Genomic DNA, 24,679 nt, shown 5'->3' with positions numbered 1-24,679 from the left:
CCCAGATGAACCACACCACGCATCTGCCGGACCGGCAGCCGGTGTGCGACCTGAACGGGGCGGCCACCGCCGCCCCGCCCCCGGCCCGCGCAACCGACCGGCGCCGTCGTCCCGCCTCCGCGCAGTGGGCCGCCTGGGCGTTCCTCGCCCCGGTGACCCTCTACCTCGGCCTCTTCTACGCCTATCCGCTGTACCGCAACATCGACCTGAGCCTGCGCCACTACACCGTGCGCTCGTTCGTACGGGGCGACGCGCCCTTCACGGGCCTGGCGAACTACCGGATGGTCTTCGACGACCCGACCTTCGCCCCGGCCCTGCTGCACACCGTGGTGTTCACCGGCGTGTGCCTGGTCCTCCAGTACGGGATCGGGCTGGCGCTGGCGGTCTTCTTCCACCAGAACTTCCGGCTCTCGGCGACCCTGCGGGCCCTGTTCCTGGTGCCGTGGCTGCTGCCGCTGATCGTGTCGGCGTCGACCTGGTCGTGGATGCTCAACAGCGACTCCGGCATCGTCAACGCCGTCCTGCACGCCGCCGGCATCGACCCGGTGAACTGGCTGACCTCGCCGTCCTGGTCGCTGACCTCGGTGATCATCGCCAACATCTGGATCGGCGTCCCCTTCAACCTGGTCGTGCTCCACAGCGGCCTGCAGTCCATTCCCGCCAGCCTGTACGAGGCGGCGGCCCTGGACGGGGCGAACGCCTGGCAGCGCTTTTGGTGCATCACCTTCCCGCTGCTGCGCCCCGTCTCCGCCATCACCCTGCTGCTGGGCCTGGTCTACACGCTCAAGGTCTTCGACATCATCTGGATCATGACCAAGGGCGGTCCGGCCGACTCGTCCACTACCTTCGCCACCTGGTCCTACCAGCTCGGCTTCGGCAACCTGCTGCCCGCCTTCGGCCCCGGCGCCGCCGTCGGCAATCTGCTGGTGCTCGCGGCCCTGGTCTTCGGCCTGATCTACCTGCGGGCCCAGCGAAAGCAGGCACTTTCATGAGAACGAGGCCACTGAAGACAGTCCTCGGCCTGCTGCTGACCGCGATCATGCTCTTCCCGGTCTACTGGATGCTCAACGTGTCCCTCACCCGTGACCAGGACATGCGCAAGAGCCCGCCCGACCTGTTCCCCGCCCACGCCACCCTGGAGGGCTACCGGGCCGTCGTCGACCAGCAGTTGCCCTACCTCGGCACCAGCTTGGTCATCGGCCTGGGCACCGTCGCCCTGACCGTGGCCCTGGCCGCCCCGGCCGGCTACGCGCTGGCCAAGCTGCGCCCGCGCGGCGGCGGCATCCTGGGCTTCGTCCTGCTGGTCGCCCAGATGATCCCCGGCATCATCATGGCGATGGGCTTCTACGCCATCTACCTCCAGCTCGGTCTGCTCCAGTCGGTGCCCGGCCTGATCGTCGCGGACTCCACCCTCGCCGTGCCCTTCGCGGTGCTCATCTTCACCGCGTTCATGTCCACCATCCCCGGCGAACTCCTCCAGGCCGCGCAGATGGACGGGGCGCACGTCCTGCGCACCTTCTGGTCGGTCGTGCTGCCGATGAGCCGCAACTCGATCGTCACCGTGTCGCTGTTCGCGTTCCTGTGGTCCTGGTCCGACTTCATCTTCGCCAGCACCCTGGTCAACGGCGGCGCCCACGAGCCGATCACCCTCGGCATCTACCACTACATCGGCAACAACAACCAACAGTGGAACGCCATCATGGCCACCGCCGTCGTCGCCTCCCTGCCCGCCACGGTCATCCTCGTCCTCGCCCAGCGCTACGTCGCCGCCGGCGTGACCGCCGGCGCCGTCAAGGACTGACGTCCGCCGCGCCCGCCGTACGGCAACGCTCCGCACGAGCCGCCGCGCGAGCAGGACGGCGCCCGCCCCGGCCGACCGCCGACCACTTCGTCCAAGAAATGAGTGCCGCCGTCATGAGCGCAGCCCCGCCCGGGCCGGCCTTCTCCGTCCACGACGTCCCCTTCAGCACGTACGGGTCCTGGTTCGGCATCTCCCCCGTGCTCGCGGAGCAGACCCGCGCCGAGGACCTCCACCTCGTCTCGCACCAGAACGGCATGCACGCCGTCCTGAGCCTCGTGCCGCTCGACCCCGCGACCGGCGAGCGGGCCGAGACCCTGGTCGAGGCGACACCGGGCCTGCTGAGCTGGACGGGTGCGGACGGTCGCATCGACCTCGCCTACGAGACGCCGGACACCGTACGCGTGCACGGCGAAGGGCTGGGGCTGCGCGTCACCGCGGCGGCGCGGACCCTGACCCCCTTCGGCGGGACCTACTTCTACCGCGACCCGGTGGACGACGCCCACCTCTTCACCTCCTACGAGACGGGCCGCCGCTACCGCATCACCGTGCTGTCCGGCACGGTCGCCGCGGTGTCCGGTGCCCAGGCCCTGGGGGCCGGTGACCGTGGTCTCACGGTCACCGCCTCCACCGACGGATCGTGGGAGGTTGCGGTCGAGGAACTCGACAGTGCGCGGCAGCCCTACCGTCAGTCGGCGGCGTTCGGCGAGGTCGTGCAGGCCGCACGCCAGTCGTTCGCCGGGTTCGTCGACGCGGTCGCTCCCTGGCGTTCGTCCGACACTCCGGCGGCCGAACTCGCCGCCTATGTGGTCTGGTCGGCGACCGTAGGTCCGGCCGGTCTGGTCACCCGGCCCGCCGTGCTGATGTCCAAACACTGGATGGACAAGGTCTGGAGCTGGGACCACTGCTTCAACGCCCTCGCCCTGGCCGCTGGTTCACCCGCGCTGGCCTGGGACCAGTTCTCCCTGCCCTTCGACCACCAGGACGAGACAGGCGCTCTGCCCGACTCCGTCACCCACTCCGAGGTCCTGTACAACTTCGTCAAACCGCCCATCCACGGCTGGGCCCTCGGTCACCTGCGCCGCCGACTGCCGATGCCCCCCAGCCGCGCCCAGCTGGCCGACGTGTACGCACGGTTGGCGCGCTGGACCGACTTCTGGCTCACCGCACGGCGCGCACCCGGCGCCATCCTGCCGCACTACCAGCACGGCAACGACAGCGGCTGGGACAACGCCACCACCTTCGATTCCGAACGCGTCGTCGTCACCGCTGACCTGGCCGCCTTCCTCACCCTCCAATTGCGCGAACTCGCCGATCTGGCAGACGAGCTGGAGCAGCCGGACGACGCCCGCCGATGGACGCGCACGGCCGACGCGACGCAGGCCGCGATGCTCGACACCCTGTGGACCGGCGACCGGTTCGTCGCCCGCTCGGCCGACGGCTCGGGCACCTGGAGCAGCGCCAGCCTCCTCGACCTCATGCCCATCGCACTGGGCGAGTATCTGCCCGAGGACATCAGCGCCGTACTGGCCGACCGGATCGAAACCCATCTGACCCCGCACGGCCTGGCCACCGAGCAGCCCACCTCACCGCACTACCTCCCCGACGGCTACTGGCGCGGCCCCATCTGGGCCCCCGCCACGATCCTCGTCCAGGACGGCCTGCGCCGCGCCGGCCACCAGCGTCTCGCGGACGACATCAGCGCCCGCTTCCGCACTCTATGCGAGGCCAACGGCTTCGCGGAGAACTTCGACGCCCTCACCGGCGCCGGTCTGCGCGACCGTGCCTACACCTGGACCGCCAGCAGCTACCTCCTCCTCGCCGAAGCACACGTGCACCGTCACTCATCCAGGAGCCGCACATGAACTCGCCTTGGACACCCAGGACCCCCCGGACACTTCCCGGTACCCGAAACCGCACGGGGCGCCGAGCGGCGTCCTGCCTCGCGGCCCTCACGGCCGCGGTGGCCACCACGCTGCTGCCCGCGACCCCGTCGCAGGCCGCCGACACCAGTGTCACCGTCGACTTCGCCACCGCCGGGGGCGCTCCCACGTACCACGCCTCCGGGATGATCTACGGGATGACGCCGAACGGCTCACTCCCGCAGGACCACTTCTTCAAGGACATCAAGTGGCACTTCATGCGGGCCGGCGGCGCACAGCTCAACAGCGGCGGCTACGCCACCAGCCTCGCCGACTACCAGACCCGCTGGAACTCCACCCTGGCCCAGTACAAGCGGACCGTCGCCCTCGGCGGCACCTTCGAACTGCTCCCGCACGACCTGTGGGGTGCGGACGGAACCACCAACCAGGGCTGGCCCGGCGACAACAGTGACTGGACGCAGTTCGACAACTTCGTCACCCAGCTCGTCAACGACGTCAAGGCCAACAACATGACGGTCCAGTGGGACCTGTGAAACGAGCCCGACGGCGCAGGCTTCTGGGGCCGGTCACAGACCCAGTATCTGCAGATGTGGTCACGCTTCCACGCCCGGGTCCGCGCCGCGTTCCCCAGCCAGCTGATCGTCGGCCCCAGCATCGCCGGCCAGCCCAACTCCTCCAACACCTGGTGGACCACCTACCTGAACTACGTCAAGGCCAACAACGTCGCCCCGGACATCTACAGCTGGCACGACGAGCCCGGTGACCCGGTCACCGATGTCGGCCGTGCCAACTCGACCCTCTCCGCGGCCGGACTGACGAACACCCGGCCGTACGAGATCAACGAGTACGCGACGGCGTCCATGCAGTCCCCGGGCGGCGGTGCCTGGTTCATCGGCCGCCTGGAGCGGGCCGGCGCCGACGGCCTGCGCGGCAACTGGGCCTCCGGCACCCACCTGCACGACTACGAGGCGGCCCTGCTCACCAAGAACAGCGCCGGCCAGTACCTGCCGCTGGGCGAGTGGTTCATGTACCGCTACTACGGCCAGCAGACCGGCAACATCGTCAACCTGATCCCGGGCACCGGCACCGACGGCCTGGCCACCAAGGACAACACCGCGAAGAACGCCAAGGTGCTGCTCGGCAGCAGCGGCAACACCGGCAACGTCACCGTCAACCTGATCGGCCTGAACACCACGTCGGTGGTGGAAAGCGGCAAGGTCCGCGCGGTGGTCCAGCGCATCCCGTACAACGGCGGAGCCGCCGTCGCCGGACCGACGACCGTTGCCGACACGACCCTGACGGTCAGCAACAACGCGGCCTCGGTGTCCCTCCCGTGGACGAACGCCAAGGACGGCTACACCGTCACCCTGCTGCCTCCGTCCAACGCCACCATCTCCACCGTGGCCGTCAGCCAGAACAGCGGCCAGTGCCTGGACGACACCAACCTCAGCACCGCCAACGGCACCCAGTACCAGCAGTACTACTGCGAGGGCGGCTACCAGCAGATGCTCGACCTCAAGCCGGTGAGCGGCAAGACCGACACGTACACCGTCGTCAACGAGCTCAGCGGCAAGTGCCTGGACGTGTCCCAGGCCTCCACGGCCGATGACGCCGCCGTCACCCAGTACACCTGCAACGGCGCCGCCGACCAGCAGTTCACACTCAACCCCGTCACCGCGCTCGGCAACAGCCAGGACTACCAGCTGGTCGCCGTCCACAGCGGCAAGTGCGTCGACGTCAGCAACGTCTCGACCACGGCCCGCGCCCAAATCCACCAATGGACCTGCGATCCCGCGAGCGCACTGGCCACCAAGAAGAACCAGATCTGGCGCCTCCTCGGCAAGAGCTGACGACGGACGACTCGCACGACTCCGCGGCGAGGAACTGCCCTCCGACCACTACAAGCCGAGCACGGTTTCTTCCACGGCCCGCCGGGCCCCTGTCTGTAGCCGCAAGCCCCCAGCGAAGGGAGAGACAGCAGCGCCAAGCCGTGTTCGTGGCTCAGATTCACAACGAGCTTGCGCCCGTGTGAGTGCAGCGGACGGTCGGTGAGGGCGACGACGATGTCCCAGTTCTCCGCACTCCCACGGTCCCTGATCCGGCGCATCAAGGTGGGCGGGTCCTCGGTCCCTGAGGTCAAGGGCTCGCTGACCACCTCGACGCCGAACCGTCGCCCCCGGCCCGACTTGTCGGTGAGCCGAGCAGGAAGTGACTGGGCCATCCGCTGCGCGATCTCCGTCGGCGCATCGGGATCCGCCAGGAGAGCTACGACCGTCACGCCCTGAGACGACACTTGCATGGCTGGACTCTCCCTTTACCCTGGCGGATGTGGGCACCCAGCTCAATCTGCAGGTCGCCACGTGCGTCTGGAAGATCATCCTTGGGGGGCGGCGCTGACCGCGGCCCACCCGGAGGCTGGACGCAGCGGGCCCCGCCCGGCACTCCGACAAGTCGCCTGTGACCTCGCCGGACACATCACTTCGTTGAAGCCCGCAACGTCCCGTGCCGACCAGCACCAATGGCGCGCACCCTGCTGAATACCGACGCGGCGGCGTGCTCCCCTCACGACGGCGACACCGAGCAGGCGTGCCGTCGTGCGATCGCCGCCCTGACAGCGCTGCCCGTCGACGACCGCGCCGGCCTGGTCCGCCGCCAGGCCCTGGACCTGTGACGGCACGCGCTCGGGGTGATCGTCGTCGTCGCCGAACCACAGCGCCATGGCTTCATATTCTCGTCTTCCAGCCTGCGCCGCCCCGCTTCCGACGGCAGGGGCCATTCGTACCTCGGCCGCGCGGCCCGCCAAGGGCCGACCGGCACAGAGGCTTGGCCGCGGGGACGGCCTCGGGGGCGACGGCTTCGACCGGCCGAACCGAGACCTGCCGAGACCTGCCGCTGCTCAGCCCCGATCGGCCTGCTCGAGGGCCCGGGGAAGCCGCACCGTGAAGGTCGTCGACCCCGGTGCGCTCTCGAGGCTGACGCTCCCTCCGTGTGCCTGTGCCACCGCGGCGACGATCGACAGGCCGAGGCCCGCGCCGCCTCCCGCGTCCTTGGTGTGGCGCTCTGCGCGGGTGAAGCGTTCGAAGACGCCGGGCTGGATGTCGTCGATGACGCCGGGTCCGTCGTCGTGGACCTTCAGGGTGGCCGTCGTGCCGTCCGCCTCCAGGGTCACCGTCACCTTGGTGCCGGCGGGAGTGTGCAGACGGGCGTTGGCCAGCAGGTTGGCCACCACCTGGTGCAGGCGGTGTCCGTCGCCGGTGACCGTCATGGGGTCCTCCGGAAGGTCCAGCTCCCAGCGGTGAGCGGGGCCCGCGGCCCGCGCGTCCGTCACCGCGTCGAGGACGAGGCGCGTGACGTCGACGGGCAGTGCCTGAAGGGGGCGGCCGGCGTCCAGGCGGGCGAGGAGCAGGAGGTCGTCGACCATCGCGCCCATGCGGGAGGACTCGGCGGCGATGCGCTCCAGGGCCCGGGTGACCTCCGGCGGCACCGGGCCCGGGTGCAGCAGGGCGAGCTCGGCGTGGCCACGGACGGAGGCGACCGGGGTGCGCAGTTCGTGGCTGGCGTCGGCGGCGAAGCTGCGCAGCCGTTCCTCGCTGGCGTGCCGTTTGGTCAGCGCGTCCTCGACATGGCCGAGCATGCGGTTGAAGGCGCCTGCCACCTGGCCCACCTCGCTGCGCGGGCCGGACTCGGGGGCGCGCGGGGGCAGGGTGACCTCGCCGCTGGCCAGCGGAAGTTCGCTGACCCGGGTGGCGGTCGCGGCGACCCGGCTCAGCGGGCGCAGCGACCAGCGCACCCACAGGGCTCCCGCGACGCCGGTGACGGTGAGTGCCGCGCCGAAGACGATTCCGGCGACCAGTTCCAGGCGGTGGACGGCGGCCTCGACGGGCTCCAGAGGCAGCCCGGTGACGAGTACATCGCCGTCGATGCCGTCCGCCGCCATGACCCGGTAGTCGTCCAAGGCGGCGAGGTCGATGGTGTGGCCCTTGCCGTCGACGGGGACTGCGGCGAGCCGTTTCCCGTCGGTGGGGGTCAGGGTGACGTTCAGGGTGCCGGCGGAGCGTACGACCGCCGCGTGGGTGACCGTGCCGTCGAGCAGACGAGCGCCGAAGGTGCCCGTTGCCTGCCGGCGTGTGTCGCCGTGCTCGTCGCCGTCGTGGTCGTCGGGCAGCCGGCCGCCGAGCTCCAGGCTCGCCGGGAAACGGGGTCCCGCCTCCGTGAGCTGTTCGTCGAGGCGGCTGGTGAGGAAGCCGCCGAGTTCGACCACGGCGGCCAGACCGACGGCGGCACAGCTGACCGCCAGCAGCACCACGAGCCCGAAGGTGAGCCGGGCGCGCAGGGTGTGCGGCCAGGGCAGCCGTCGAGCCCGGTTGCGTGCCCTCCTCATCGCGTCGCCGGCTTCAGGACGTATCCGGCCCCGCGCACCGTGTGGATCATGGGCTCACGGCCGGTGTCCACCTTCTTTCGCAGGTAGGAGATATACAGCTCGACGACATGGGCGCGGCCGCCGAAATCGTACGACCAGACACGGTCGAGGATGTGAGCCTTGCTGAGCACGCGGCGGGGGTTGCGCATCAGGAAGCGGAGCAGCTCGAACTCGGTCGGGGACAGCTCGATCAGCTCACCCGCGCGGGTCACCTCGCGGGCCTCCTCGTCCATGACCAGGTCGCCCACGGTCAGCCGCGGGCCCTCCTCCAGCTGCCGGGCCATGCCCGCGCGGCGCAGCAGCCCGCGCAACCGGGCGACGACCTCCTCCAGACTGAAGGGCTTGGTGACGTAGTCGTCGCCGCCCGCGGTGATGCCCGCGATGCGGTCCTCGACGGCGTCCCGGGCGGTGAGGAAGAGCACGCACACGTCCGACTTCACGGCCTGCAGGGCCTTCAGGACGGCGAAGCCGTCGGTGTCCGGGAGCATCACGTCCAGCACGACCGCGTCCGGCATCAGTTCCCGGGCCGCCGCGAGGGCCGAGGCCCCGTCGCCGGCGGTACGGACCTGCCAGCCCTCGTAGCGCAGGGCCCCCGACAGCACCTCGGCGAGGTCGGGGTCGTCGTCGACGACGAGGACACGCAGCGCAGTGCCGTCGGGACGCGTGAGGGCGGGGCGGCCGGAGCGGGTGGTGTTCATGGCGTCTCCAGGATCACCCCTCGCGGGTGCGGCGGGCACGCGCGGATGCTCTGAGTTTCCTCTGAGTGCGCCGGCAGGGGTGCCGTTTCAAAGCGTTCTGAGAGGTTCCGCCCGCACTGTTGCGCACGGAACCTGCGAAAGGACGCCCCCATGACCACCATGTACCAGCGGCGGACAGCACCGCCCGTGCGGCTCGCCGCGCGCAGCTCCCCGGCGGGCCCGGTGCTGGTCCTGCTGTGGGCCGGGGCGGCGGCCGTGATCGCGCTGTGGTGGCGGAACACCGGTTCGGTCGTCGGCACCGCGGGATGGCTGAGCGGAGCGGGCCGGATCGCGGGTTTGCTCAGCGGGTACGCCTGCGCCGTCCTCGTCGGCCTGATGGCCCGCGTCCCATTGCTGGAGCGGCGGATCGGATCCGACCGGGTCGCGCGCTGGCACGCGATGGCCGGCCGCTACACGATCTGCCTCCTGATCGCGCACGTCGTGCTCATCCTCGCCGGGTACGCCGCCCAGGACCACGCCTCACTCTGGCACGAGACGACCACCGTGATCCTGGACTATCCCGAGATGCTGAAGGCGACAGCCGGGACGGTGATCCTGCTCGCGGTCGGCATCACCTCGGTGCGCGCCGTACGCCGCCGCACCAGCCACGAGTTCTGGTACTACGTCCACCTCCTCACCTACGCCGCCGTTTTCCTCGGCTTCGGCCACCAGCTGGCCCTCGGCCAGGACTTCTCCGGCGACGCGGCGGCCACAGCCGCCTGGTACGTGCTGTACCTGGGTGTCGCTGCCCTGGTGGTCTGGTTCCGGATCCTCGCCCCCGTACGGCTCAATCTGCGTCACCGGCTGAGTGTGCAGTCCGTGCACAAGGAGGCGCCGGGCGTGTACTCCGTTGTCGTGCGCGGCCATCGGCTGGACCGGCTGGGCGCACTGCCAGGGCAGTTCTTCCGCTGGCGGTTCCTGGGGGCGGGGCTGGCGCGTACCTCGACGCCGTACTCGCTGTCGGCGCCGCCCCGCCCCGACCGGATGCGCATCACCGTCAAGGCGCTCGGCGACCACAGCGCGGCCGTGGCAGGGCTGCGGCCGGGCACCCGGGTGTGGGCGGAGGGACCGTACGGCTCGCTGACCGCGGACCGGGGCACCACCCACAAGTCCCTGCTGATCGCGGGAGGGGTCGGCATTACCCCGCTGCGGGCGCTGTTCGAGACGCTGCCCGGCGAGGTCACCCTGCTCTACCGGGCCCGTACGACCGAAGACCTCGCACTGGGTGGTGAGTTGGAGGCGGTTGCCCGGTGGCGCGGGGCGAGGGTGCTGTATGCGCTCAATGGGCCGGACGGACAACGCCCGATCGTGACGGCCCGATCCCTGCGGGCCGCCGTACCCGACCTGTCCGGACACGACGTGTACCTCTGCGGTCCGCACGGTTTCGCCCGCGACGTGTACGAGGCGCTGCGCACCGCCGGGGTCCCGGACCGCCGTATCCACCACGAATCGTTCGAGCTGTGAGAGCTGCGGAAGTTTCGACAGCTTCGAAGGTCTTGAGAGCAATGAGGTCATAGACGTGCACGCGCTGAAGAAGAACCACCCCCTGCGCCGCATCGTGCTGGCGAGCGCCGCCACCGTCTCCGGGATGGTGCTGCTGCTGTCGCTGAAGCCGCACACGACGCCGCAGGTCGCCGTGCAGGCCCCTGCGACCGCCCCCTCCGGCGGTTCCAGCGCGGGCACGGACACGGGCACGAGAACCACTATCACCGGCGACTCGGTCCAGACCCGTTGGGGCCCTGTCCAGGTCCGTATCACCCTGGGGAACGGCAAGCTCACCGACGTGACCGCTGTCGCCTACCCCACGGACAACCCACGGGACCAGGAGATCAACAGCTACGCCGTCCCCCGGCTGAGGGCCGAGGCCCTCCAGGCGCAGAGCGCCGACATCGACACGGTTTCCGGCGCCACGTACACGAGCGACGGGTACCGCCAGTCACTCCAGTCCGCCCTGGATTCGGCGAGCGGCTGACAACGCGGGCGCCACGGGCGGCACCGGGTGCCGGCGACTTGCGTCCGGCCTCCGCCGCAGGGCGACGGCGGCAACGGCGGCGGAGGCCCCGCCCGAAGCGCAACCAGCCGAGCACGCAACGTGCTGCCGCAGGCCCTGGAACGAGTGGGCCACGCGTCCGGGGCTGCGGAGGCGCCGGTCGGAACAGTTCTGCCCGCGCGGGCTCGCGCCCTGCGGCCGCCGGATCCGCAAGAAGGCGGTCGTCGGTCCAACCGCGGGTGGTCGTCATCAGGCCCTTGGCCAGGCCGAAGGAGTCGTCGATCACCTTCACCACGGAGCCACGCAGGTGGTGGTGCAGGACGCGTTGGACACCACGTGGTGACGACACCGCGACCGGCGGGCGCAGGGCGGGCACACGCACGAAGAGACAGGCCGACCGGGAGGACGATCTGGGCCGATCGGCCCTACTGCCGGGCGCTCGGCCGACGTTCCATCGAAGTGTTCCCTCCGTACGCGGTCCGTCGAACGTCCGGCGCTTCCAGCACCGAGGTCACCGGTCACCGCCCAGCCCAGGAAGGCAGAGGACCGCCCATGTCATCCCGGCCCACCGGCCGCCGGTTCGCCGCACCGCCTGCGGCCGCCGGCCAACGTCCCGCGCGCACCGCACCGGCGCGCGACCTCGTCATGACCGTCGAGGGCGCCCTGCCCGCCGCCTGGCCGCGCCACAGCATCGAACTGGACGCCGCCGAGGCGCTGAGCCTGCTCGGCAGCGTGTCCTTGGGCAGGATCGTCTTCACCCGGCACGCGCTGCCGACCGTCCGTCCGGCCAACCACGTGCTGGACGACGGTGACATCGTCATCCGCACCCATGAGAGCGCGGCCCTGAGCAGCTACACACGCCACGACGACGCTCAGGGCGTCGTCGTGGCCTACGAGGCGGACGACATCGATCCCGACACCCTTCTCGGGTGGAGCGTCATCGTCACCGGCTACGCACGGCTGATCACCGATCCCCGTCAGGTGGCGAGATATCAGAAAATGCTGCGCCCGTGGGGGACGGAGACGACGGACCACGCGGTGCGTATACGGCCCGATCTCGTCACCGGGCTGAGGCTCGTCCCTTCCGCGCAGGTGTCCGAGCACCCCTCCGGGCAGCCCGGCTCGCAGCCGTCCGGGCCTCCCTTCTCACCGCCGTGATGACGCCGGCGGCTCGCGCTTCGCGCGGAGCACGCCACGGCAGTGCGCCGCGGCAGTGCGCCGCGGCGTTCCTGAGGCGGCGGCCGGACGAGTCGGCCCGTCGCGCGCTGCGGAAAGAGCGCGGCGGCGCGTGACGGGACGCCGGCCCGACGGAGCAGGCCCGCACTGCCCTCGCGCAGAGCCGGTCGGTCCATCGGGGCCGGCGTCAATGGCGGGTCACGCTCCGTCAGTCGTCGTCGCCCCGGACGCTCTGGGCACCCTTGGCGCTCTTGGAGAAGCCGTCCTTCCAGGCGGCCTTGGCGCCGGAGTCACCGATCCGGTACACGTCGACCATCGCTCCCGCGGCCACCCCGAGACAGAGCACCGCCGTCACGACCCGGACGGCCGTCGCGGAACGCGTCGCGACCGGCCGACCGCGCTCCCCGGCCTCGGCCTCCGCCTGCGCCGACCTTCGGGCCGTCCACCAGACCAGCGTCGCCAGCAGCAACAGGGCCACCGCCCAGGGAAGCAGACCGTCGCCGAGTTCGGCATGCCTGCGTACCAGGGCGTTGCTGTCCACGTGCTCCTCCAGCCACTCGCCGGCCCCCGTGGCCAGGGGCACGCTGACCAGCGTCGCCAACGCGAGCACGGGCAGCAACAGGCCCATGCGTCGCGCCGCGCCCGGCCATATCGCGCCGACCACCACGGCCAGTGCGCTCAGGGGCACGAGCACGATGACGAAGTGCACGATCAGGACGTGTGCGGGCAGACCGTTGACCACGGTGAGACTCATGGGGTGCTTCCTCCAGAAGGTGGCCGTGCGGAGTCGGCGCGCGCACGGTCTCCCCGCGGCGGCCGGTACGGCGCGTCAGCCTGGCACAGGAAGTTCTCAGCTTCTTCTGAATCCGCCCCTCGCGGGTCGCGCACGGCAGGCATCGGACCGGCGCGTCGGAGGCCGGGCCCGCGCAGCCGCGTCCCGGTCTCCGGCCTCCCCCGGCCCTCCCGTCCGCGGACGGGAGGGCCGGCGCCGACGCCGGCGCCGACGTGGGCGCGGGCTGGAAGAGGAGTCGTCGCAGTCGAATGCCTCGTCCGGAAGGCGGGTGTCGGCCATGAACGACCAGGTCCCGAGCGGGGCAAAGGAGACGCGGGTGCTGGTCGTGGAAGGCGACCGCGGGATCGCGGAGTCCCTGGTGCGCGGACTGCGGCAGGCCGAATACGTCGTCGACGGCGTCCGGACCGGGCGGGCGGCACTGTCGGCGTCCAGTCCCGACGTCGTTCTGCTCGATCTCGGGCTGCCCGACGCCGCAGCGAGCCGTCCGGCCCTGTCCGTGGGCCCACGGGTCTCGCGCGAGCCGAGTCGCCCCGGCGGCGCCGGGACCTGACGGTCGCTGTGCGCCGCCCTCGTACCGCGCGGCTCGCGTCAGTCGTGCGGGACCACGGCCACCGGTGCGCAGGCGTGGTGCAGCACCGCGTGCGCGATCGGGCCGATGCGGCCCACGGCAGGCGCGTGGCTCTTCTTGCGTCCGACGACGACCAGCGACGCGTCGCGCGAGGCGTGGACGAGGTGGCGGCCCGCGCTGCCGACGACTGCCTGTGCGCGCACCTCGACCCCGGGGAACTTGTCCTGCCAGGGGCGCAGGACGTCCTTCAGGCCGTGCCGTGTCTCCGCGGCCAGTTCCGCCTCGAGCCCCGAATCGAGGACGGCTCCGTATCCGTAGGCGGCCTTGGGGTTCCAGCCGTGGACGACGCGCAGACCGGCCGCGCGACGGCGGGCGCTCTCGAAGGCGAACTCGACGACCGTGTCGTCCGGTTCTGCCAGGTCCAGCCCCAGCACCACGTCACGGCAGGAGGTCGTGCCCGGACCGCCTCCGCCTCCCTCGGCGTTCGGCAGGTGCTCGTCGTGCGCCTGCTCACCGGCCCGTACGAGGACGACCGGTCGTTCGGAGCGCGCCACGACGGCGAGGGCGACGGAGCCGACCAGGAACCCGGTCACCGTGCCGAGGCCCCGGGAGCCGAGAACCAGCAGTTCCGCGTCCTCTTCCGCTGTCAGCAGGGCCGTCACGGCCGCCGTCTCGGCCCGCCGCGTCGTGACCCGCAGACCGGGGTGGCCTTCCGTGAGCCGGGACTCCGCCTCGTCCAGCAGACGCGCGGACCACTCACAGTGCGCCTCGATCGCGCCCGGCGCGGGCACTCCCATGTAGGGGACGTACAGGGAACTCACCGTGTCCGCGGCGTGGACGAGACACAGTCGCGCCCCCCGCTGCGTGGCTTCGCGAGCGGCCCAGTCGGCGGCGGCCAGGCTTTCGGGCGAGCCGTCGAGACCGACGATGATGGCGGGCATGTGCGGACCTCCTTCAGGGATGCGCCACCAGTCTGCGAGCCGCACGCCGGTCGCGGCAGGGACCGGAGGTCCCCGCCCGGGGCCGATCGGCCCCGGGCGGGCGCCGGCCTTCGGCGGGGTGGGCCGGGAGCACGGGTCCTCGACCCGCGAACACGCCGTCCGCCGAACGCGTCGGGAACGCAACGCGGTCGTCCGGCGAAGGCCGCGTCGCACCCTGCTCGGCCGCCACGGCGACGTCCTGTGCGCCCGGCGGCGCACCAGGCGGCCGGCAGGCCCGTCGACGGCGGTGGTGAGGGCGCGTGTCGAACCCACCGCCGACACGAGCGGTACCGCGCTCCGTTCCCGGAGCTCCGGTGTGGGACGCGTCCCCGTCGCGTCCCCCTCTCCGTGTCCTGGAGGTGGCGGAAAGGACCCGCCCGAGGTGAATGAGCGGCTGTCGCAGGCCGTGGACCGCGCAATCAGGAGCCGCGAGAAGCGCGTGGAGTCGTTGCCGCCCGGGAAGCAGGGACGGCTGACGGCACCGCTGACGCGTCGGCGTCCGTCCCGCGCCCCGTCTCGGCCCCCACGGCCTCGGCGGCGGTCGCCGTGCGCCTGCGGAGCTACTCCTTGCGCGCCGGCACCCGCCATGTCAGCGCGGTGCCGCCGCCCTGGGGGCTGCCCAGTTCCAGCCGGCCGCCCAACTGCTCCGCGCGCTCGGCCATGTTGCGCAGCCCGCTGCGCCGGCCGCCGGCGGGAATGCCGGCGCCGTTGTCCGTGACCGACAGCCGTACCTGGCGCCCGTCGGTGGCCAGCAGTACGTCGGCGCGGTTTGCGTGAGCGTGCCGGGCGATGTTGGTCAGGGCCTCGGAGAGCACCGCCACCACGTGATCGGCGATGTCCTTGGGCACGTCGGTGTCCAGCAGGCCCTCCATCCGCACGCTGGGGGCGAAGCCGAGGACCGCAGCGGCCTGTCCGACCACCCGTACGGCCCGCGCCCGCAGCCCGGCCTCGCCCGTGCCCTCGCGGGTACGCAGGCCGAAGATCGTCGATCTGATGATCTTGATCGTCTCGTCGAGGTCGTCGACCGCGCGCACGACGCGTTCGGCGGCCTCCTCGTGCTCGATGAAACGCCCGGCGCTCTGCAGGGTCATCCCGGTGGCGAACAGCCGCTGGATGGCCAGGTCGTGGAGATCTCGCGCGATGCGGTCGCGGTCCTTGAGCACCGCGACCTCTTCGGCCTCCTCACGGCGCTCGGCCAGCTCCATGGCCAGGGCGGCCTGCCCGGCGAAGGCCTTGAGAGGATCGGTCTCCGTCGCCGTGAACGCCGGCTGGCCGATCTTGCGGGCCAGTAGGACAACCCCTCGGGGACCGGCGGGCCCGGTGCCGATGGGCACGGCCACGGCCGGGCCGAGCCCTTCGAAGCGCGGCGGCTCGGGCGAGATCCGCTCGTCTCCGCCGACGTCGGCGCTGGAGACCGGCGAGGCGCCGGAGAAGGCCAGCCCCATCAGACTGTTCTGCAGGGGCAGGACGAGGCCCCGGTGCGCCTCCGCGTCCATGCCGACCGCGATCTCCACAACGAGCGACCCGGTGTCCTGCATGGGCAGGGCGACCGCCGTCAAGGCCGATCCGGTGATCTCGCCGGCCCGCTCGGCGATCAGAGCGAGGACCTCCGTACGGTCACGGCCGGACATCAGGCTGTGGGTGATCTCCGCGTTCGCCCGCAACCAGCGCTCCCGCAGCCGGGACTCCTCGTAGAGCCGGGCGTTGTCGATCGCGACCCCGGCCGCCACGGCGAGCGTCTGCGTGACCGAGACGTCCTCCTCGTCGAACTGTGCGCCACCCCGCTTCTCGGTCAGGTACAGGTTGCCGAAGACATGATCGCGCACCCGGATCGGGACGCCGAGGAAGGTGTTCATCGGCGGGTGGTGCGCCGGGAAGCCGTACGAGGCCGGATGCTCGGAGATCTTCGCCAGGCGCAACGGCTCCGGGTGCCTGATCAGCTCGCCCAGGATGCCGTGGCCCTCCGGGTACGGGCCGATCTCGGCGATCTGCTCCGCGCTGACGCCGACCGTGTGGAAGGCGGACAGCCGCCGGCCGTCCGGACCGATCACGCCGAGCGCGGCGTACTCCGCGTCGACGAGCGAGGCGGCGGCCTCCACGATGCTGTGCAGGGCCTGCTCCAGATCCAGCTCCCTGCCGACCGACAGCACCGCCTCCAGCAGGCTGTGCACCCGGTCCCGGGTTCCGCGGGCCGCGTCCAGCCGCGCCTGCAGCTCCTCCAGCAGCTCGTCCAGCCGCAGCTGAGGCAGCCGTCCACGGGCCTCCTCGGGGCTTCCCACCTGCGTCCCTCCAGATCCCGACGCTCGGACGCCCACTGGTCCGTTCAGGTGTCACGTTAGTCTCCGGCCGGAGAGCGCGGTAGCGGATCTGTCGGAGTGGCCGGGGCTTTTCGCCTGCCGCGCGGCCGAATGACGGGAACCGGCGAGCCCGGGGCTCGCCGCTTCGAGGCTCCGGGGCTTCGAGGCTCCGGGCTCCGGTGCCGAGGCCGTGCGCAGCCGCCGGTCGGGAATGGACCGGCTCATTCGAACGCGGGAGGGGCGGCAAGGGTCGCCCGGCCGTCGCGACCGCGCCGTCCGGCCCCGATCTGCCGGGGCCCGGAGGGCCGATGCGCCCGAGACACGGGGCCTGTCGGCCCTGCTTCGGCCCGACGGCCCCGACGTGCGGCCCCTCGCCTGCTACACAGAGGACGTCACCCAGACGCCACGGCCCGAAGCGGCGCGGGTCGACTCACCCTTCACCCCTTCATGTCCCTACCCGGGAGGTTCCATGCTGTCCGCGGAATCCGCCGCCCTCGTACGGGCCACCCTGCCCGCCGTGGCCGGAGCGCTCGACGAGATCACGGCCCGCTTCTACGCCACCATGTTCCGCGACCGACCGGAACTGCTCGACGGCATGTTCAACCGCGGCAACCAGGCCAGCGGCGCCCAACGCCGGGCGCTGGCCGGGTCGATCGCCGGATTCGCCGGCGCGCTGCTGGAGAATCCCACGGCCCGCCCGGACGCGCTGCTGTCCCGCATCGCCCATAAGCACGCCGCCGTCGGCGTCACCGACGACCAGTACACGATCGTGCACAAGTACCTGTTCGGCGCGATCGCCGAGGTCCTCGGCGACGCGGTCACGGCCGAGGTGGCGGCGGCCTGGGACGAGGTCTACTGGCTGATGGCCGGCGCCCTGATCAGCCGTGAGGCCCTTCTCTACCAGGACGCCGGCGTTCAGCCCGGCGGGATCTGGCGGCCCTGGACGGTCGTCGAACGCCACGTCGAGACTTCCGACGTGGTGTCCTTCGTGCTCCGTCCGGCCGACGGCGAACCGGCGCCGCGGGCCCGGGCGGGTCAGTACGTGAGCGTCCGCGTGGCCGTGGCCGACGGCACGCACCAACTGCGCCAGTACAGCCTGTCCTCGGCGCCGGGCGGCGACCGGCGACGCCTCACCGTGAAGCGGATCGCGGGTGACGCCGACGGCCCCGACGGCGAGGTCTCCACCCTGCTGCACGACAACGTCCGCGACGGGGACGAGCTGTTGCTGTCCGCCCCGTTCGGCGACGTCTTCCTCGACGACCCGGCCGCCGCCACCCCGCTGGTGCTCGTCTCGGCGGGCATCGGCTGCACACCCATGACGGGCATACTGGCCCACCTCGCGGCCTGCGGCTCGCCCCGCCCGGTGCTGGTCCTGCACGCCGACCGCTCCCCCGTCGACCACGCCCTGCGGTCCGAGACGCACGACCTGGTCGCGCAACTGCCGCAAGCCCGCGCCGTCTTCTGGTACGAGCACCCGGGCGCCCAGGAACCCGACGCCCGCACCGGCCTGATGGACCTGGGCGGCGTCGAACTCCCCGACGACGCCACCGTGTTCCTGTGCGGGCCGCTGCCCTTCATGCGGGACGTGCGCGGCAGGCTGCTGAACGCCGGGGTTCCCGCACAGCGCATCCGCTACGAGGTCTTCGGTCCCGACCTGTGGCTGCCCGACAGCACGGCCTGAGCCGTGAACACCGGCCCGGTCGGCGGCGGTCCGCCGACCGGGCCGCCTTGCGCGGGCCGCCCGGCCCCGTCCGGTGACCGACGGCAGGACCGGTGCGGCTTCGTTCCGGTCGGGGACGGCGTACAGCACGCGCAGGGCGACGCCGTGCCGTGCGGCCTCCGCGGCTGCCTGGTCCAAGGCCGCACCGAGATCACGGAGCCGTCCACCCCGTCGGTGATGTGTCGTGACGTCAGGGCCGTCCCTTCCCCTTCGTCGCACGCGCCGGGACCCTGCCCGGTGGAGGCGCCGCGTGTGCGGTGGACACCGGCGTCAGGAACGACGTTCCTGCGCACCCCAAAGCCACAGGCACCCGCCGAACGGGCCGGCCCTGACGCTGCGGCCCTCGCCTCAGCGCCCGCTCAGCCGGGACGAACGCACCACCCCGGTGCCTGCGGGCCGCGCGGGCCGGGTACCGACGGTCCCCGGCCCGTGCGGGAAGGTACGCGGCCTCAGACCGTGATGCGGCGCCCCGTGACGGCGTACGGTTCGACGCGTACCCAGACGTCACGCCGGCCGCCGGCCCACGGCGTGCTGTGCGCCCGGCGCGCGAGCAGTCGCGCCTCGTCCGGATCGGTCACCCGGCGGCCGTGGCCGCGCACCAGCACGCTCCAACCCTGGCTGAAGGCGTCGTCGATGCGGTCGATCTCAAAGGCGACGGGGCAGCCGGCGGCGAGGGAGGGGGTGGCGCCCTGCGCGGTCCGGAAGACGATCGTGCCGTCGATGACGCTGTAGTTGACGGGGACGATCACCGGCCCGTGTTCCGTGGGAACGGCGAGCCTTCCGACGCCGTGGGTGGAGAGCAGGTCGCCGCACTCGGTTCTGCTCAGCTCGGTGAACACGGGCGAGTGCCCGGCGAGTCCGGGGCCGGGCGTGAGGTCGGCGTCCCCTCCGGTGAGCGACGAGAGCGTCGTCTCCAGGGCTGCCGCGAGTCGGAGCAGCGTGCCGTGGCCGGGCGAGGCGTCGGGGTGCTCCTCCAGGTGCCGCAGGTAGCCGGGGGCCATGCCCGCCCGGTCGGCCGTCTCCTCGCGTGTCAGGTTCAGCTGGGTGCGGCGGGTGGCGAGCCGGCGGCCCAGATCGCCCGCCGGCGTGCCCTCCGGCGCCTTCGCCGTGTGCTGTTCGGTCATGACCTCTCACGTCCTCTCGTCAGGCCGCCGGGACGGCGACCTCCTCGTGCGACGGCTCGCCGAGGACCACCTTGAGCGCGCCGGTGCCGGCGGCCCGGGCGAAGACGTCGTAGGCCTCCTCCATGCGGTCCAGCGGGAAGGTGTGGGTGATCAGCTGCGCGGTGGGGAGCCGGCCCGCGGCGGCCATGCGCAGCAGGGTGGGCGTGGAACGGGTGTCGACCAGACCGGTGGTGATGGTCACGTTCTTGATCCACAGGTCTTCCAGATGCAGCGTGGCGGGTTCGCCGTGCACGCCGACGTTGGCCACATGACCCCCGGGCCGGACCATTCGGGTGCACATCTCGAAGCTCTCGGGCACACCGACGGCCTCGATGACCACGTCGGCGCCGAGCCCGTCGGTGAGATCGGCGATCAGCTGCTCGGGGTCCTCCTGGGCGTCCGCCACCGCGTCGGCGCCGAGTCGCTTGGCCGCCTCCAGCCGGGACACGGCGAGGTCGACGGCGACGATCCGCTCGGGAGCGAACAGGCGCGCCGTGGCGATCGCCGCGAGGCCGATGGGGCCCGCTCCGACGATGGCGACCGTGTCACCCGGCCGGACCTGCCCGTTCAGGACTCCCACCTCGTAGGAGGTCGGGAAGATGTCCGCGAGCAGGACGGCGTCCTTGCTCGCCACCGCGCTGGGCAGAGCGTGCACGGACAGGTCGGCGTAGGGGACGCGGACGTACTCGGCCTGGACGCCGTCGACCAGATGGCCGAGGATCCAGCCCCCGCCGCCCCGGCACTGGCCGTAGGCGCCCTCCCGGCAGTAGCGGCAGCGGCCGCACGCGCTGATGCAGGAGACCAGCACACGGTCGCCCGGACGCACGGTCCGGACGTCACTGCCGACCTCCACGATCTCGCCCACCGCCTCGTGTCCGAGGACGGTACCCGGCCGCACCTCGGGCACGTCGCCCTTGAGGATGTGCAGGTCCGTGCCGCAGACGGTGACGGCGCCCACCCGCACGATGGCGTCGGTGGGCTCCTTGATGCCGGGGTCCGGTACCTCTTCCCAGGCGGACTCCCCTGGGCCGTGGAAGACGAAGCCTTTCATGATGCCCGTCACCGTCCCTTTCCGGTCGCCGAGATGACCCAACACCTCCAGACTGCCGTTTTTCCCGTGTGGTCCGCTTGGGCCGTCCGGCCCTCATCGCCTGTCCGGTCAGCCCCCGACCCGGCCGGCGGGCGGCCGGACCGGTGGACCGGCCGCGGAACTCCGGTTCCGCCTCATGGGGGCCTGGTCCGAGCGGCTTTCCGCAAGGGCGGCATTGCCCCCGGTCCGCCCTGCGCCCCGCCCGGTCGGCCCCTGTCACGGCACGGCTTCGGCGGTCACCGCGTCGTGCCCACCGTCCTGCGTCAGGGCCCTCCTCTCAGAGCCCTCCTCTCAGGGTTGCGTCAGCGCGTCGGCGACGCCTTCGGCCCACGTCCCGATCGCCGCGAAGTCCCGGAAGTCCCCGCCCTTGCCCGAGCTCAGGATCATCCCGGCCACCCGCCCTCTCGCGCCTTCCTCCAGGCACCCGCCGAAGGTGACGTGGTCGCGGACGTCCAGCCGGTCCATGGCACGGCGCACGCCCCGTACGGGCGCGATGTCCCGCTCGGAGGCGGAGGGGTCGAGCGGACCGCTGCTGAAGAACCACACCGGACGCCGCGCGAGGGCGACGCGGTGGCGGCGGACGAACCGCCGGGCGTCCTTGTGCCAGCGCCCCGCGTAGAGCGCGCCGCCGACCACTACGGCGTCGAAGCCGTCCACCCCCGTCACGGACCGGGCCGGCGCCGTCTCGACGCGCAGTCCGGCCCCGCGCAGGATGTCGGCGACGGCCTCGGCGATCTGCGCCGTGGATCCGTTCGTCGTTCCGTAGGCGATCAGCACGGTGTCGGTCATGGTGATGCGCCTCCTTTCACGGTCGGCTCACAGTCGGCGCGGCCGGTCGTCGGCCACGCCGTGCCTCGCACCCGGGTCGGGAACGGTCGCCGGGACGCGGACGACGTCCGTGGTCATCACGGCGGCGACCTTGTCGTGTCCCGCGGCGGTTCCCTCCTCAGCGCGGGCGGACCAGGCAGGGGCTCCGGGGGCGGGGCGGCAGCAGTCGGATGCGTGCGTCGAGCGCGGTGGCGCCCGCCGGTGTGCCAGGACGGGGTCGAAGTCGGCTTCGGCGAGTTGCCGCAGGTCGCCTCCAAGTCTTGACACACCTCGATCATCCTGCGCGGCGGAGGAAGAGCTCATGGGCTGTCCGGGGGCCGTTCCGGGCCGTTCGGCCTCGGACCGCCGCCGACCGGCCCCGTCCGCGCCGTGACCGTGGGCGGTCGCAACGCGTCAGTCGTCCGCCACGGGGGCCGTCAGGTCCAGGAGGCGGTTGGTGCGGCCCCACTCGTTGTCGTACCGGCCGAAGACCTTGGCCAGGGTGCCGTTGACCCCCTTCATACGGTCAGTGGCGGGAAGAGCGGCGGGTCAGCTGTTCCAGGTCCAGTCGGCGACCTCGGGCAGGTCGGTGCCGTGTTCGCGGATCCAGGCCTCGTGCCGGGTGCGTGCGTCGGCCATGTACTGGCGTATGGTGGCGCGGACCGCGAGTCCGGGGACGCGGTCGATGACGTCCATCACGAGGCGGTAGCGGTCGAGGTCGTTGCGGACGACCATGTCGAACGGTGTGGTCGTCGTGCCGGACTCCTTGTAGCCGCGTACGTGCTCGACGCCGGTCTGCCGCAGCCGGGCGCGCTCCGCGGCCACCCGCACGATGTCCTCGGCCCCGGGACGAACGGCGGGTTCGGCTTGACCGGCCAGTCTCCGTGGGCCGCGTGGATGTCGGTGTGGCACAGCCCCGACGCCTCCACCCGGACGCGGATCTGGCCGGGCCCGGGCTGCGGGTCGGGGCGTTCCTCGATGACCAGGGGCTCACCGAACGCTCGTACCACCGCTGCTTTCATGGTTCTCTTCTCCTCGCGCGCGACGGGAGCGCACCGGGACGGGTCAGCCGTGGGGGACGACGGCGACGGGGGCGGCGCCGTGGTGCAGCACGGCGTGCGTGACATGACCGATGTGGGCGCCCAGAGGGTTGCGGCGGATCCGCCGGCCCACGACCACGAGGGAGGCCCCGCGGGCGGCGTCCACGACGTGGACGGCCGCGCTGCCGCAGCGGGACTCCTCGACGACCTCCACGTCCGGGAACTTGCGCCGCCAGGGCCCCACGGCCTCGGCCAGGGCCCGGGCGTCGGCGAGGGCCAGGGACTCGTGCAGCGCGGGGTCGGCTGGCGTGCCGTAGGCGTAGTAGGGCGGCGGGTTCCAGCCATGGACGATCCGCAGGGTCGTCGCCCGGCGCCTGGCTGCGTCGAAGGCGAACTCGATGAGCGTCTCGTCCGAATGCTCGATGTCGAGTCCCAGGACCACGGGGAGGAAGGGTGTCGCGGCGGAAGGAACGCCGACCGGGTCCGGCTCGTGCTCGTCGGCGGCCCCCTCCAGTGCCCGCACCAGCACGACGGGACGATCCGCGTGCGCCATGACGGACAGACCGACCGAGCCGACCAGGAACCCGCCGAGACCACCGAGACCGCGCGAGCCGAGAACCAGCAGTTCGGCGCTCCTCGCCGCCTCGGCCAGCGCCTCGGCCGGATGACCGGACACCTGCTCGGTGCGCACCTCGACGCCGGGGTGGCGCAGCGTGAGACCTTGCGCGGCCTCCCGGGGGATCCGCTCGGTCCAGTGCTGGTGGGTCTCGGGTCCAAGGAACGGCGCCTGAGCCATGGGCTCCGGGACCGGTTCCCACACGTGGACGATCTTCAGGGGCAGGCCGCGCAGCTTCGCTTCGCGGGCCGCCCATTCCGCGGCGGCCCGGCTTTCCTGCGAGCCGTCGAGACCTACGGTGATGGTGCGGAGCATGATCTCCACCTCCTGGGGCGAGGGATCCGATTCGAGCGTCGTCTTCGGAAGCTTCCTCGTGCAGGGGCCACTGGTCCCGGATTCGGGCCGAGCGACCCCCGCGCGGCTCGGCGCGGCGGGCCAGATGACGGGCACCCGCGTCGGCGTTGTCAGCGAAGCCAGCTGTGGTCGCGGACGGCGGGCAGCCCGGCCCAGAGGCGACCCGCGCCCAGGGTGTCGCCGGCGGCGGCAGCGGCCACGACGATCAGGGCGACGGCGTAGACCAGGTGGTAGTCGACGAGCGGGTTCGTCGACATGCTCGCCGAGCCGTCGGAGAGGTGCTTGGCCGGCGGCCACTCGGCGACCCACATCAGCGCCATCATCGCGGTCCCGGCGACGGCGGCGATCCGCAGCGCGACTCCCGCGATCAGGGCGAGGCCGATCGCGAGCAGACCCGTCATGAACAGCCAGTTCGCCCACGGGTCGCCGGCCCATGAGTGGAAGGTGGACTTCATCGGCCCGACGGCGACGGACCCGAGGAAACCCTTCGTCGGGGAGCCTCCGTCGATCCAGCCCTTGCCGGAGGGGGTGGCGTAGCCGAGGCCGAAGGCCTTGTCGAGGAAGGCCCACAGGAAGACGAAGCCGGTGAGCAGACGCAGGGACGCGAAGGCGTAGGCCCGTGCGGTGTGCGTGTCGGCGCGCTCCGACACGCCGGGCCCGGAGGCGGGGGCAGTCCGGTTCCTGCGCAACGAGGCCAGGTGGAAGCCGGCACTCCGGTGCGGGTGCTCGTGAACGGCCATGGTGGGGGTTCCCTTCGAGGACGGTCGGGTCGTTGCCTGACGCGACTTACTCTGGTCCCGCGCACAGGCCGGCGCCGGATGCCGAAGGTCTGCGCCGGTGGGGCCGAACGTCCCTGTGTGCACGGGCCGTTGGGCTCGATCCGGCGCTGCGGACGCACCGGACCCGGCCAAAGGTCTCGGCAGCCGTGGGTGGCGCGATCCGCGTACGGCGGTCCCGACGTCGTCGGGGCGATCCGGGCGCCGCTGTGCTCGGCCAGGTCTTCGGCCGGGACGCCGCTCCTTCTCCGGGCGCTGAAGTCGTGGGCATTGCTGTGCTCCTTGCGCAGACCGCTGTGAACGGATCGGCGAACGATGCTTTGCTTCTGCGCCGTGCCGGATCGAGGCAGCGGCCACTCGGGCCCGCCGGGGCTCCCGGAGGTCCTGGCCCGGACGGGCGGTGCAGCCCCGACTCGCCTCAGAGACGGGCGAGGTGACTGACGGGTGGTGGTCGCACGCCTCGGCACGGCG

22 protein-coding genes and 4 pseudogenes are annotated in these 24,679 nt (G+C 72.1%); 11 read left to right on the top strand and 15 right to left on the bottom strand.

Annotated elements, in window-relative coordinates; all coding sequences use genetic code 11:
* Positions 1-5: 5 nt before the first annotated feature.
* From OG802_RS34275 to OG802_RS34255, 5 genes are all read left to right on the top strand, one after another.
* Positions 6-992 (top strand): carbohydrate ABC transporter permease, encoded by a 987-nt coding sequence (locus tag OG802_RS34275; protein WP_329416753.1) that lies wholly within the window; start codon positions 6-8, stop codon positions 990-992.
* Entirely contained in the window at positions 989-1,801 is an 813-nt protein-coding gene (locus tag OG802_RS34270) for a carbohydrate ABC transporter permease (RefSeq protein WP_329416752.1), read from the top strand. The genes OG802_RS34275 and OG802_RS34270 overlap by 4 nt, the downstream gene beginning before the upstream one ends.
* 113 nt (positions 1,802-1,914) lie before the next feature.
* On the top strand, positions 1,915-3,663 hold the full coding sequence (locus OG802_RS34265) for an amylo-alpha-1,6-glucosidase (RefSeq protein ID WP_329416751.1): 1,749 nt from the start codon (positions 1,915-1,917) through the stop codon (positions 3,661-3,663).
* A gap of 98 nt (positions 3,664-3,761) precedes the next feature.
* Entirely contained in the window at positions 3,762-4,214 is a 453-nt protein-coding gene (locus OG802_RS34260) for a hypothetical protein (RefSeq protein ID WP_329416749.1), read from the top strand.
* Positions 4,215-4,268: 54 nt separating this feature from the next.
* Entirely contained in the window at positions 4,269-5,531 is a 1,263-nt protein-coding gene (locus tag OG802_RS34255) for an RICIN domain-containing protein (RefSeq protein WP_329416747.1), read from the top strand.
* Positions 5,532-5,582: 51 nt separating this feature from the next.
* On the opposite strand, the pseudogene OG802_RS34250 reads toward OG802_RS34255, so the two are convergent.
* Positions 5,583-5,980, bottom strand: a pseudogene (locus OG802_RS34250) (hypothetical protein); the annotation flags it as partial.
* 219 nt (positions 5,981-6,199) lie between these two features.
* Here OG802_RS34250 and OG802_RS34245 point away from each other — a divergent pair.
* Positions 6,200-6,352 carry a hypothetical protein gene (locus OG802_RS34245; protein WP_329416745.1) on the top strand — a complete coding sequence of 51 codons (153 nt, stop codon included), beginning with the start codon at positions 6,200-6,202 and terminating at the stop codon, positions 6,350-6,352.
* Positions 6,353-6,577: 225 nt separating this feature from the next.
* Here OG802_RS34245 and OG802_RS34240 read toward each other — a convergent pair whose 3' ends face one another.
* Together OG802_RS34240 and OG802_RS34235 are read right to left on the bottom strand one after the other, a co-directional pair.
* Positions 6,578-8,062, bottom strand: coding sequence for a sensor histidine kinase (locus tag OG802_RS34240; RefSeq protein WP_329416744.1), 1,485 nt, complete (start codon positions 8,060-8,062; stop codon positions 6,578-6,580).
* Complete coding sequence (locus tag OG802_RS34235; RefSeq protein WP_329416742.1) at positions 8,059-8,799, bottom strand: response regulator transcription factor; 741 nt, start codon at positions 8,797-8,799, stop codon at positions 8,059-8,061. Before OG802_RS34235 ends, OG802_RS34240 begins: the two co-directional genes overlap by 4 nt.
* Positions 8,800-8,949: 150 nt before the next feature.
* On the opposite strand from OG802_RS34235, the gene OG802_RS34230 reads away from it, so the two are divergent.
* The 3 genes from OG802_RS34230 (at position 8,950) to OG802_RS34220 (ending at position 11,986) form a co-directional block, all read left to right on the top strand.
* The gene (locus OG802_RS34230; RefSeq protein WP_329416741.1) at positions 8,950-10,302 is read left to right on the top strand and encodes a ferredoxin reductase family protein; all 1,353 of its coding nucleotides are present in this window, start codon (positions 8,950-8,952) and stop codon (positions 10,300-10,302) included.
* A 55-nt stretch (positions 10,303-10,357) separates the two neighbouring features.
* The gene (locus tag OG802_RS34225) at positions 10,358-10,810 is read left to right on the top strand and encodes an FMN-binding protein (RefSeq protein ID WP_329416739.1); all 453 of its coding nucleotides are present in this window, start codon (positions 10,358-10,360) and stop codon (positions 10,808-10,810) included.
* A gap of 663 nt (positions 10,811-11,473) precedes the next feature.
* Positions 11,474-11,986 (top strand): pyridoxamine 5'-phosphate oxidase family protein, encoded by a 513-nt coding sequence (locus OG802_RS34220; protein ID WP_329417626.1) that lies wholly within the window; start codon positions 11,474-11,476, stop codon positions 11,984-11,986.
* Positions 11,987-12,212: 226 nt separating this feature from the next.
* On the opposite strand, the gene OG802_RS34215 is transcribed toward OG802_RS34220, so the two are convergent.
* The gene (locus OG802_RS34215) at positions 12,213-12,758 is read right to left on the bottom strand and encodes a DUF2231 domain-containing protein (protein WP_329416738.1); all 546 of its coding nucleotides are present in this window, start codon (positions 12,756-12,758) and stop codon (positions 12,213-12,215) included.
* Positions 12,759-13,074: 316 nt separating this feature from the next.
* On the opposite strand from OG802_RS34215, the gene OG802_RS34210 reads away from it, so the two are divergent.
* Positions 13,075-13,347 (top strand): hypothetical protein, encoded by a 273-nt coding sequence (locus OG802_RS34210; protein ID WP_329416737.1) that lies wholly within the window; start codon positions 13,075-13,077, stop codon positions 13,345-13,347.
* Positions 13,348-13,385: 38 nt separating this feature from the next.
* On the opposite strand, the gene OG802_RS34205 is transcribed toward OG802_RS34210, so the two are convergent.
* Together OG802_RS34205 and OG802_RS34200 are read right to left on the bottom strand one after the other, a co-directional pair.
* The gene (locus OG802_RS34205) at positions 13,386-14,306 is read right to left on the bottom strand and encodes a universal stress protein (protein ID WP_329416736.1); all 921 of its coding nucleotides are present in this window, start codon (positions 14,304-14,306) and stop codon (positions 13,386-13,388) included.
* A 599-nt stretch (positions 14,307-14,905) separates the two neighbouring features.
* Complete coding sequence (locus OG802_RS34200) at positions 14,906-16,624, bottom strand: sensor histidine kinase (RefSeq protein WP_329416735.1); 1,719 nt, start codon at positions 16,622-16,624, stop codon at positions 14,906-14,908.
* Positions 16,625-17,111: 487 nt separating this feature from the next.
* On the opposite strand from OG802_RS34200, the gene OG802_RS34195 reads away from it, so the two are divergent.
* Positions 17,112-18,323, top strand: a complete 1,212-nt coding sequence (locus OG802_RS34195) for a globin domain-containing protein (protein ID WP_329416733.1) — start codon at positions 17,112-17,114, stop codon at positions 18,321-18,323.
* A 488-nt stretch (positions 18,324-18,811) separates the two neighbouring features.
* On the opposite strand, the gene OG802_RS34190 is transcribed toward OG802_RS34195, so the two are convergent.
* The 9 genes and pseudogenes from OG802_RS34190 to OG802_RS34150 form a co-directional block, all read right to left on the bottom strand.
* Entirely contained in the window at positions 18,812-19,486 is a 675-nt protein-coding gene (locus tag OG802_RS34190) for a helix-turn-helix domain-containing protein (RefSeq protein WP_329416731.1), read from the bottom strand.
* Positions 19,487-19,505: 19 nt separating this feature from the next.
* Positions 19,506-20,576, bottom strand: a complete 1,071-nt coding sequence (locus OG802_RS34185; RefSeq protein WP_329416730.1) for a zinc-dependent alcohol dehydrogenase family protein — start codon at positions 20,574-20,576, stop codon at positions 19,506-19,508.
* Positions 20,577-20,906: 330 nt separating this feature from the next.
* A complete protein-coding gene (locus tag OG802_RS34180) occupies positions 20,907-21,404 on the bottom strand; it encodes a flavodoxin domain-containing protein (RefSeq protein ID WP_329416729.1) in 498 nt (165 codons plus the stop codon).
* A gap of 27 nt (positions 21,405-21,431) precedes the next feature.
* Entirely contained in the window at positions 21,432-21,710 is a 279-nt protein-coding gene (locus OG802_RS34175) for a hypothetical protein (protein WP_329416728.1), read from the bottom strand.
* Between the two features lie 126 nt (positions 21,711-21,836).
* Positions 21,837-21,932, bottom strand: a pseudogene (locus tag OG802_RS34170) (aldehyde dehydrogenase); the annotation flags it as partial.
* A gap of 39 nt (positions 21,933-21,971) precedes the next feature.
* Positions 21,972-22,205 (bottom strand): annotated as a pseudogene (locus tag OG802_RS34165) (hypothetical protein); the annotation flags it as partial.
* Between the two features lie 59 nt (positions 22,206-22,264).
* Positions 22,265-22,444, bottom strand: a pseudogene (locus tag OG802_RS34160) (alcohol dehydrogenase catalytic domain-containing protein); the annotation flags it as partial.
* Positions 22,445-22,487: 43 nt separating this feature from the next.
* Positions 22,488-23,393 (bottom strand): universal stress protein, encoded by a 906-nt coding sequence (locus OG802_RS34155; RefSeq protein WP_329416727.1) that lies wholly within the window; start codon positions 23,391-23,393, stop codon positions 22,488-22,490.
* Between the two features lie 149 nt (positions 23,394-23,542).
* The gene (locus OG802_RS34150) at positions 23,543-24,172 is read right to left on the bottom strand and encodes a hypothetical protein (RefSeq protein WP_329416726.1); all 630 of its coding nucleotides are present in this window, start codon (positions 24,170-24,172) and stop codon (positions 23,543-23,545) included.
* Positions 24,173-24,679: the final 507 nt, after the last annotated feature.

Source organism: Streptomyces sp. NBC_00704, from assembly GCF_036226605.1.
Taxonomy (GTDB): domain Bacteria; phylum Actinomycetota; class Actinomycetes; order Streptomycetales; family Streptomycetaceae; genus Streptomyces.
The sequence above is the reverse complement of the archived record's forward strand: the minus strand, read 5'-3'. Positions and strand labels throughout refer to the sequence as shown.

What these genes read in the sequence shown, in the direction of transcription:
- OG802_RS34240 (WP_329416744.1), bottom strand. Translation starts at nt 8,062, where the DNA reads ATGAGGAGGGCACGCAACCGGGCTCGACGGCTGCCCTGGCCGCACACC.
- OG802_RS34255 (WP_329416747.1), top strand. Translation starts at nt 4,269, where the DNA reads ATGTGGTCACGCTTCCACGCCCGGGTCCGCGCCGCGTTCCCCAGCCAG.
- OG802_RS34155 (WP_329416727.1), bottom strand. Translation starts at nt 23,393, where the DNA reads ATGCTCCGCACCATCACCGTAGGTCTCGACGGCTCGCAGGAAAGCCGG.
- OG802_RS34210 (WP_329416737.1), top strand. Translation starts at nt 13,075, where the DNA reads ATGAACGACCAGGTCCCGAGCGGGGCAAAGGAGACGCGGGTGCTGGTC.
- OG802_RS34150 (WP_329416726.1), bottom strand. Translation starts at nt 24,172, where the DNA reads ATGGCCGTTCACGAGCACCCGCACCGGAGTGCCGGCTTCCACCTGGCC.
- OG802_RS34220 (WP_329417626.1), top strand. Translation starts at nt 11,474, where the DNA reads ATGACCGTCGAGGGCGCCCTGCCCGCCGCCTGGCCGCGCCACAGCATC.
- OG802_RS34265 (WP_329416751.1), top strand. Translation starts at nt 1,915, where the DNA reads ATGAGCGCAGCCCCGCCCGGGCCGGCCTTCTCCGTCCACGACGTCCCC.
- OG802_RS34230 (WP_329416741.1), top strand. Translation starts at nt 8,950, where the DNA reads ATGACCACCATGTACCAGCGGCGGACAGCACCGCCCGTGCGGCTCGCC.
- OG802_RS34275 (WP_329416753.1), top strand. Translation starts at nt 6, where the DNA reads ATGAACCACACCACGCATCTGCCGGACCGGCAGCCGGTGTGCGACCTG.
- OG802_RS34195 (WP_329416733.1), top strand. Translation starts at nt 17,112, where the DNA reads ATGCTGTCCGCGGAATCCGCCGCCCTCGTACGGGCCACCCTGCCCGCC.
- OG802_RS34245 (WP_329416745.1), top strand. Translation starts at nt 6,200, where the DNA reads ATGGCGCGCACCCTGCTGAATACCGACGCGGCGGCGTGCTCCCCTCAC.
- OG802_RS34270 (WP_329416752.1), top strand. Translation starts at nt 989, where the DNA reads ATGAGAACGAGGCCACTGAAGACAGTCCTCGGCCTGCTGCTGACCGCG.
- OG802_RS34205 (WP_329416736.1), bottom strand. Translation starts at nt 14,306, where the DNA reads ATGCCCGCCATCATCGTCGGTCTCGACGGCTCGCCCGAAAGCCTGGCC.
- OG802_RS34185 (WP_329416730.1), bottom strand. Translation starts at nt 20,576, where the DNA reads ATGAAAGGCTTCGTCTTCCACGGCCCAGGGGAGTCCGCCTGGGAAGAG.
- OG802_RS34215 (WP_329416738.1), bottom strand. Translation starts at nt 12,758, where the DNA reads ATGAGTCTCACCGTGGTCAACGGTCTGCCCGCACACGTCCTGATCGTG.
- OG802_RS34190 (WP_329416731.1), bottom strand. Translation starts at nt 19,486, where the DNA reads ATGACCGAACAGCACACGGCGAAGGCGCCGGAGGGCACGCCGGCGGGC.
- OG802_RS34235 (WP_329416742.1), bottom strand. Translation starts at nt 8,799, where the DNA reads ATGAACACCACCCGCTCCGGCCGCCCCGCCCTCACGCGTCCCGACGGC.
- OG802_RS34180 (WP_329416729.1), bottom strand. Translation starts at nt 21,404, where the DNA reads ATGACCGACACCGTGCTGATCGCCTACGGAACGACGAACGGATCCACG.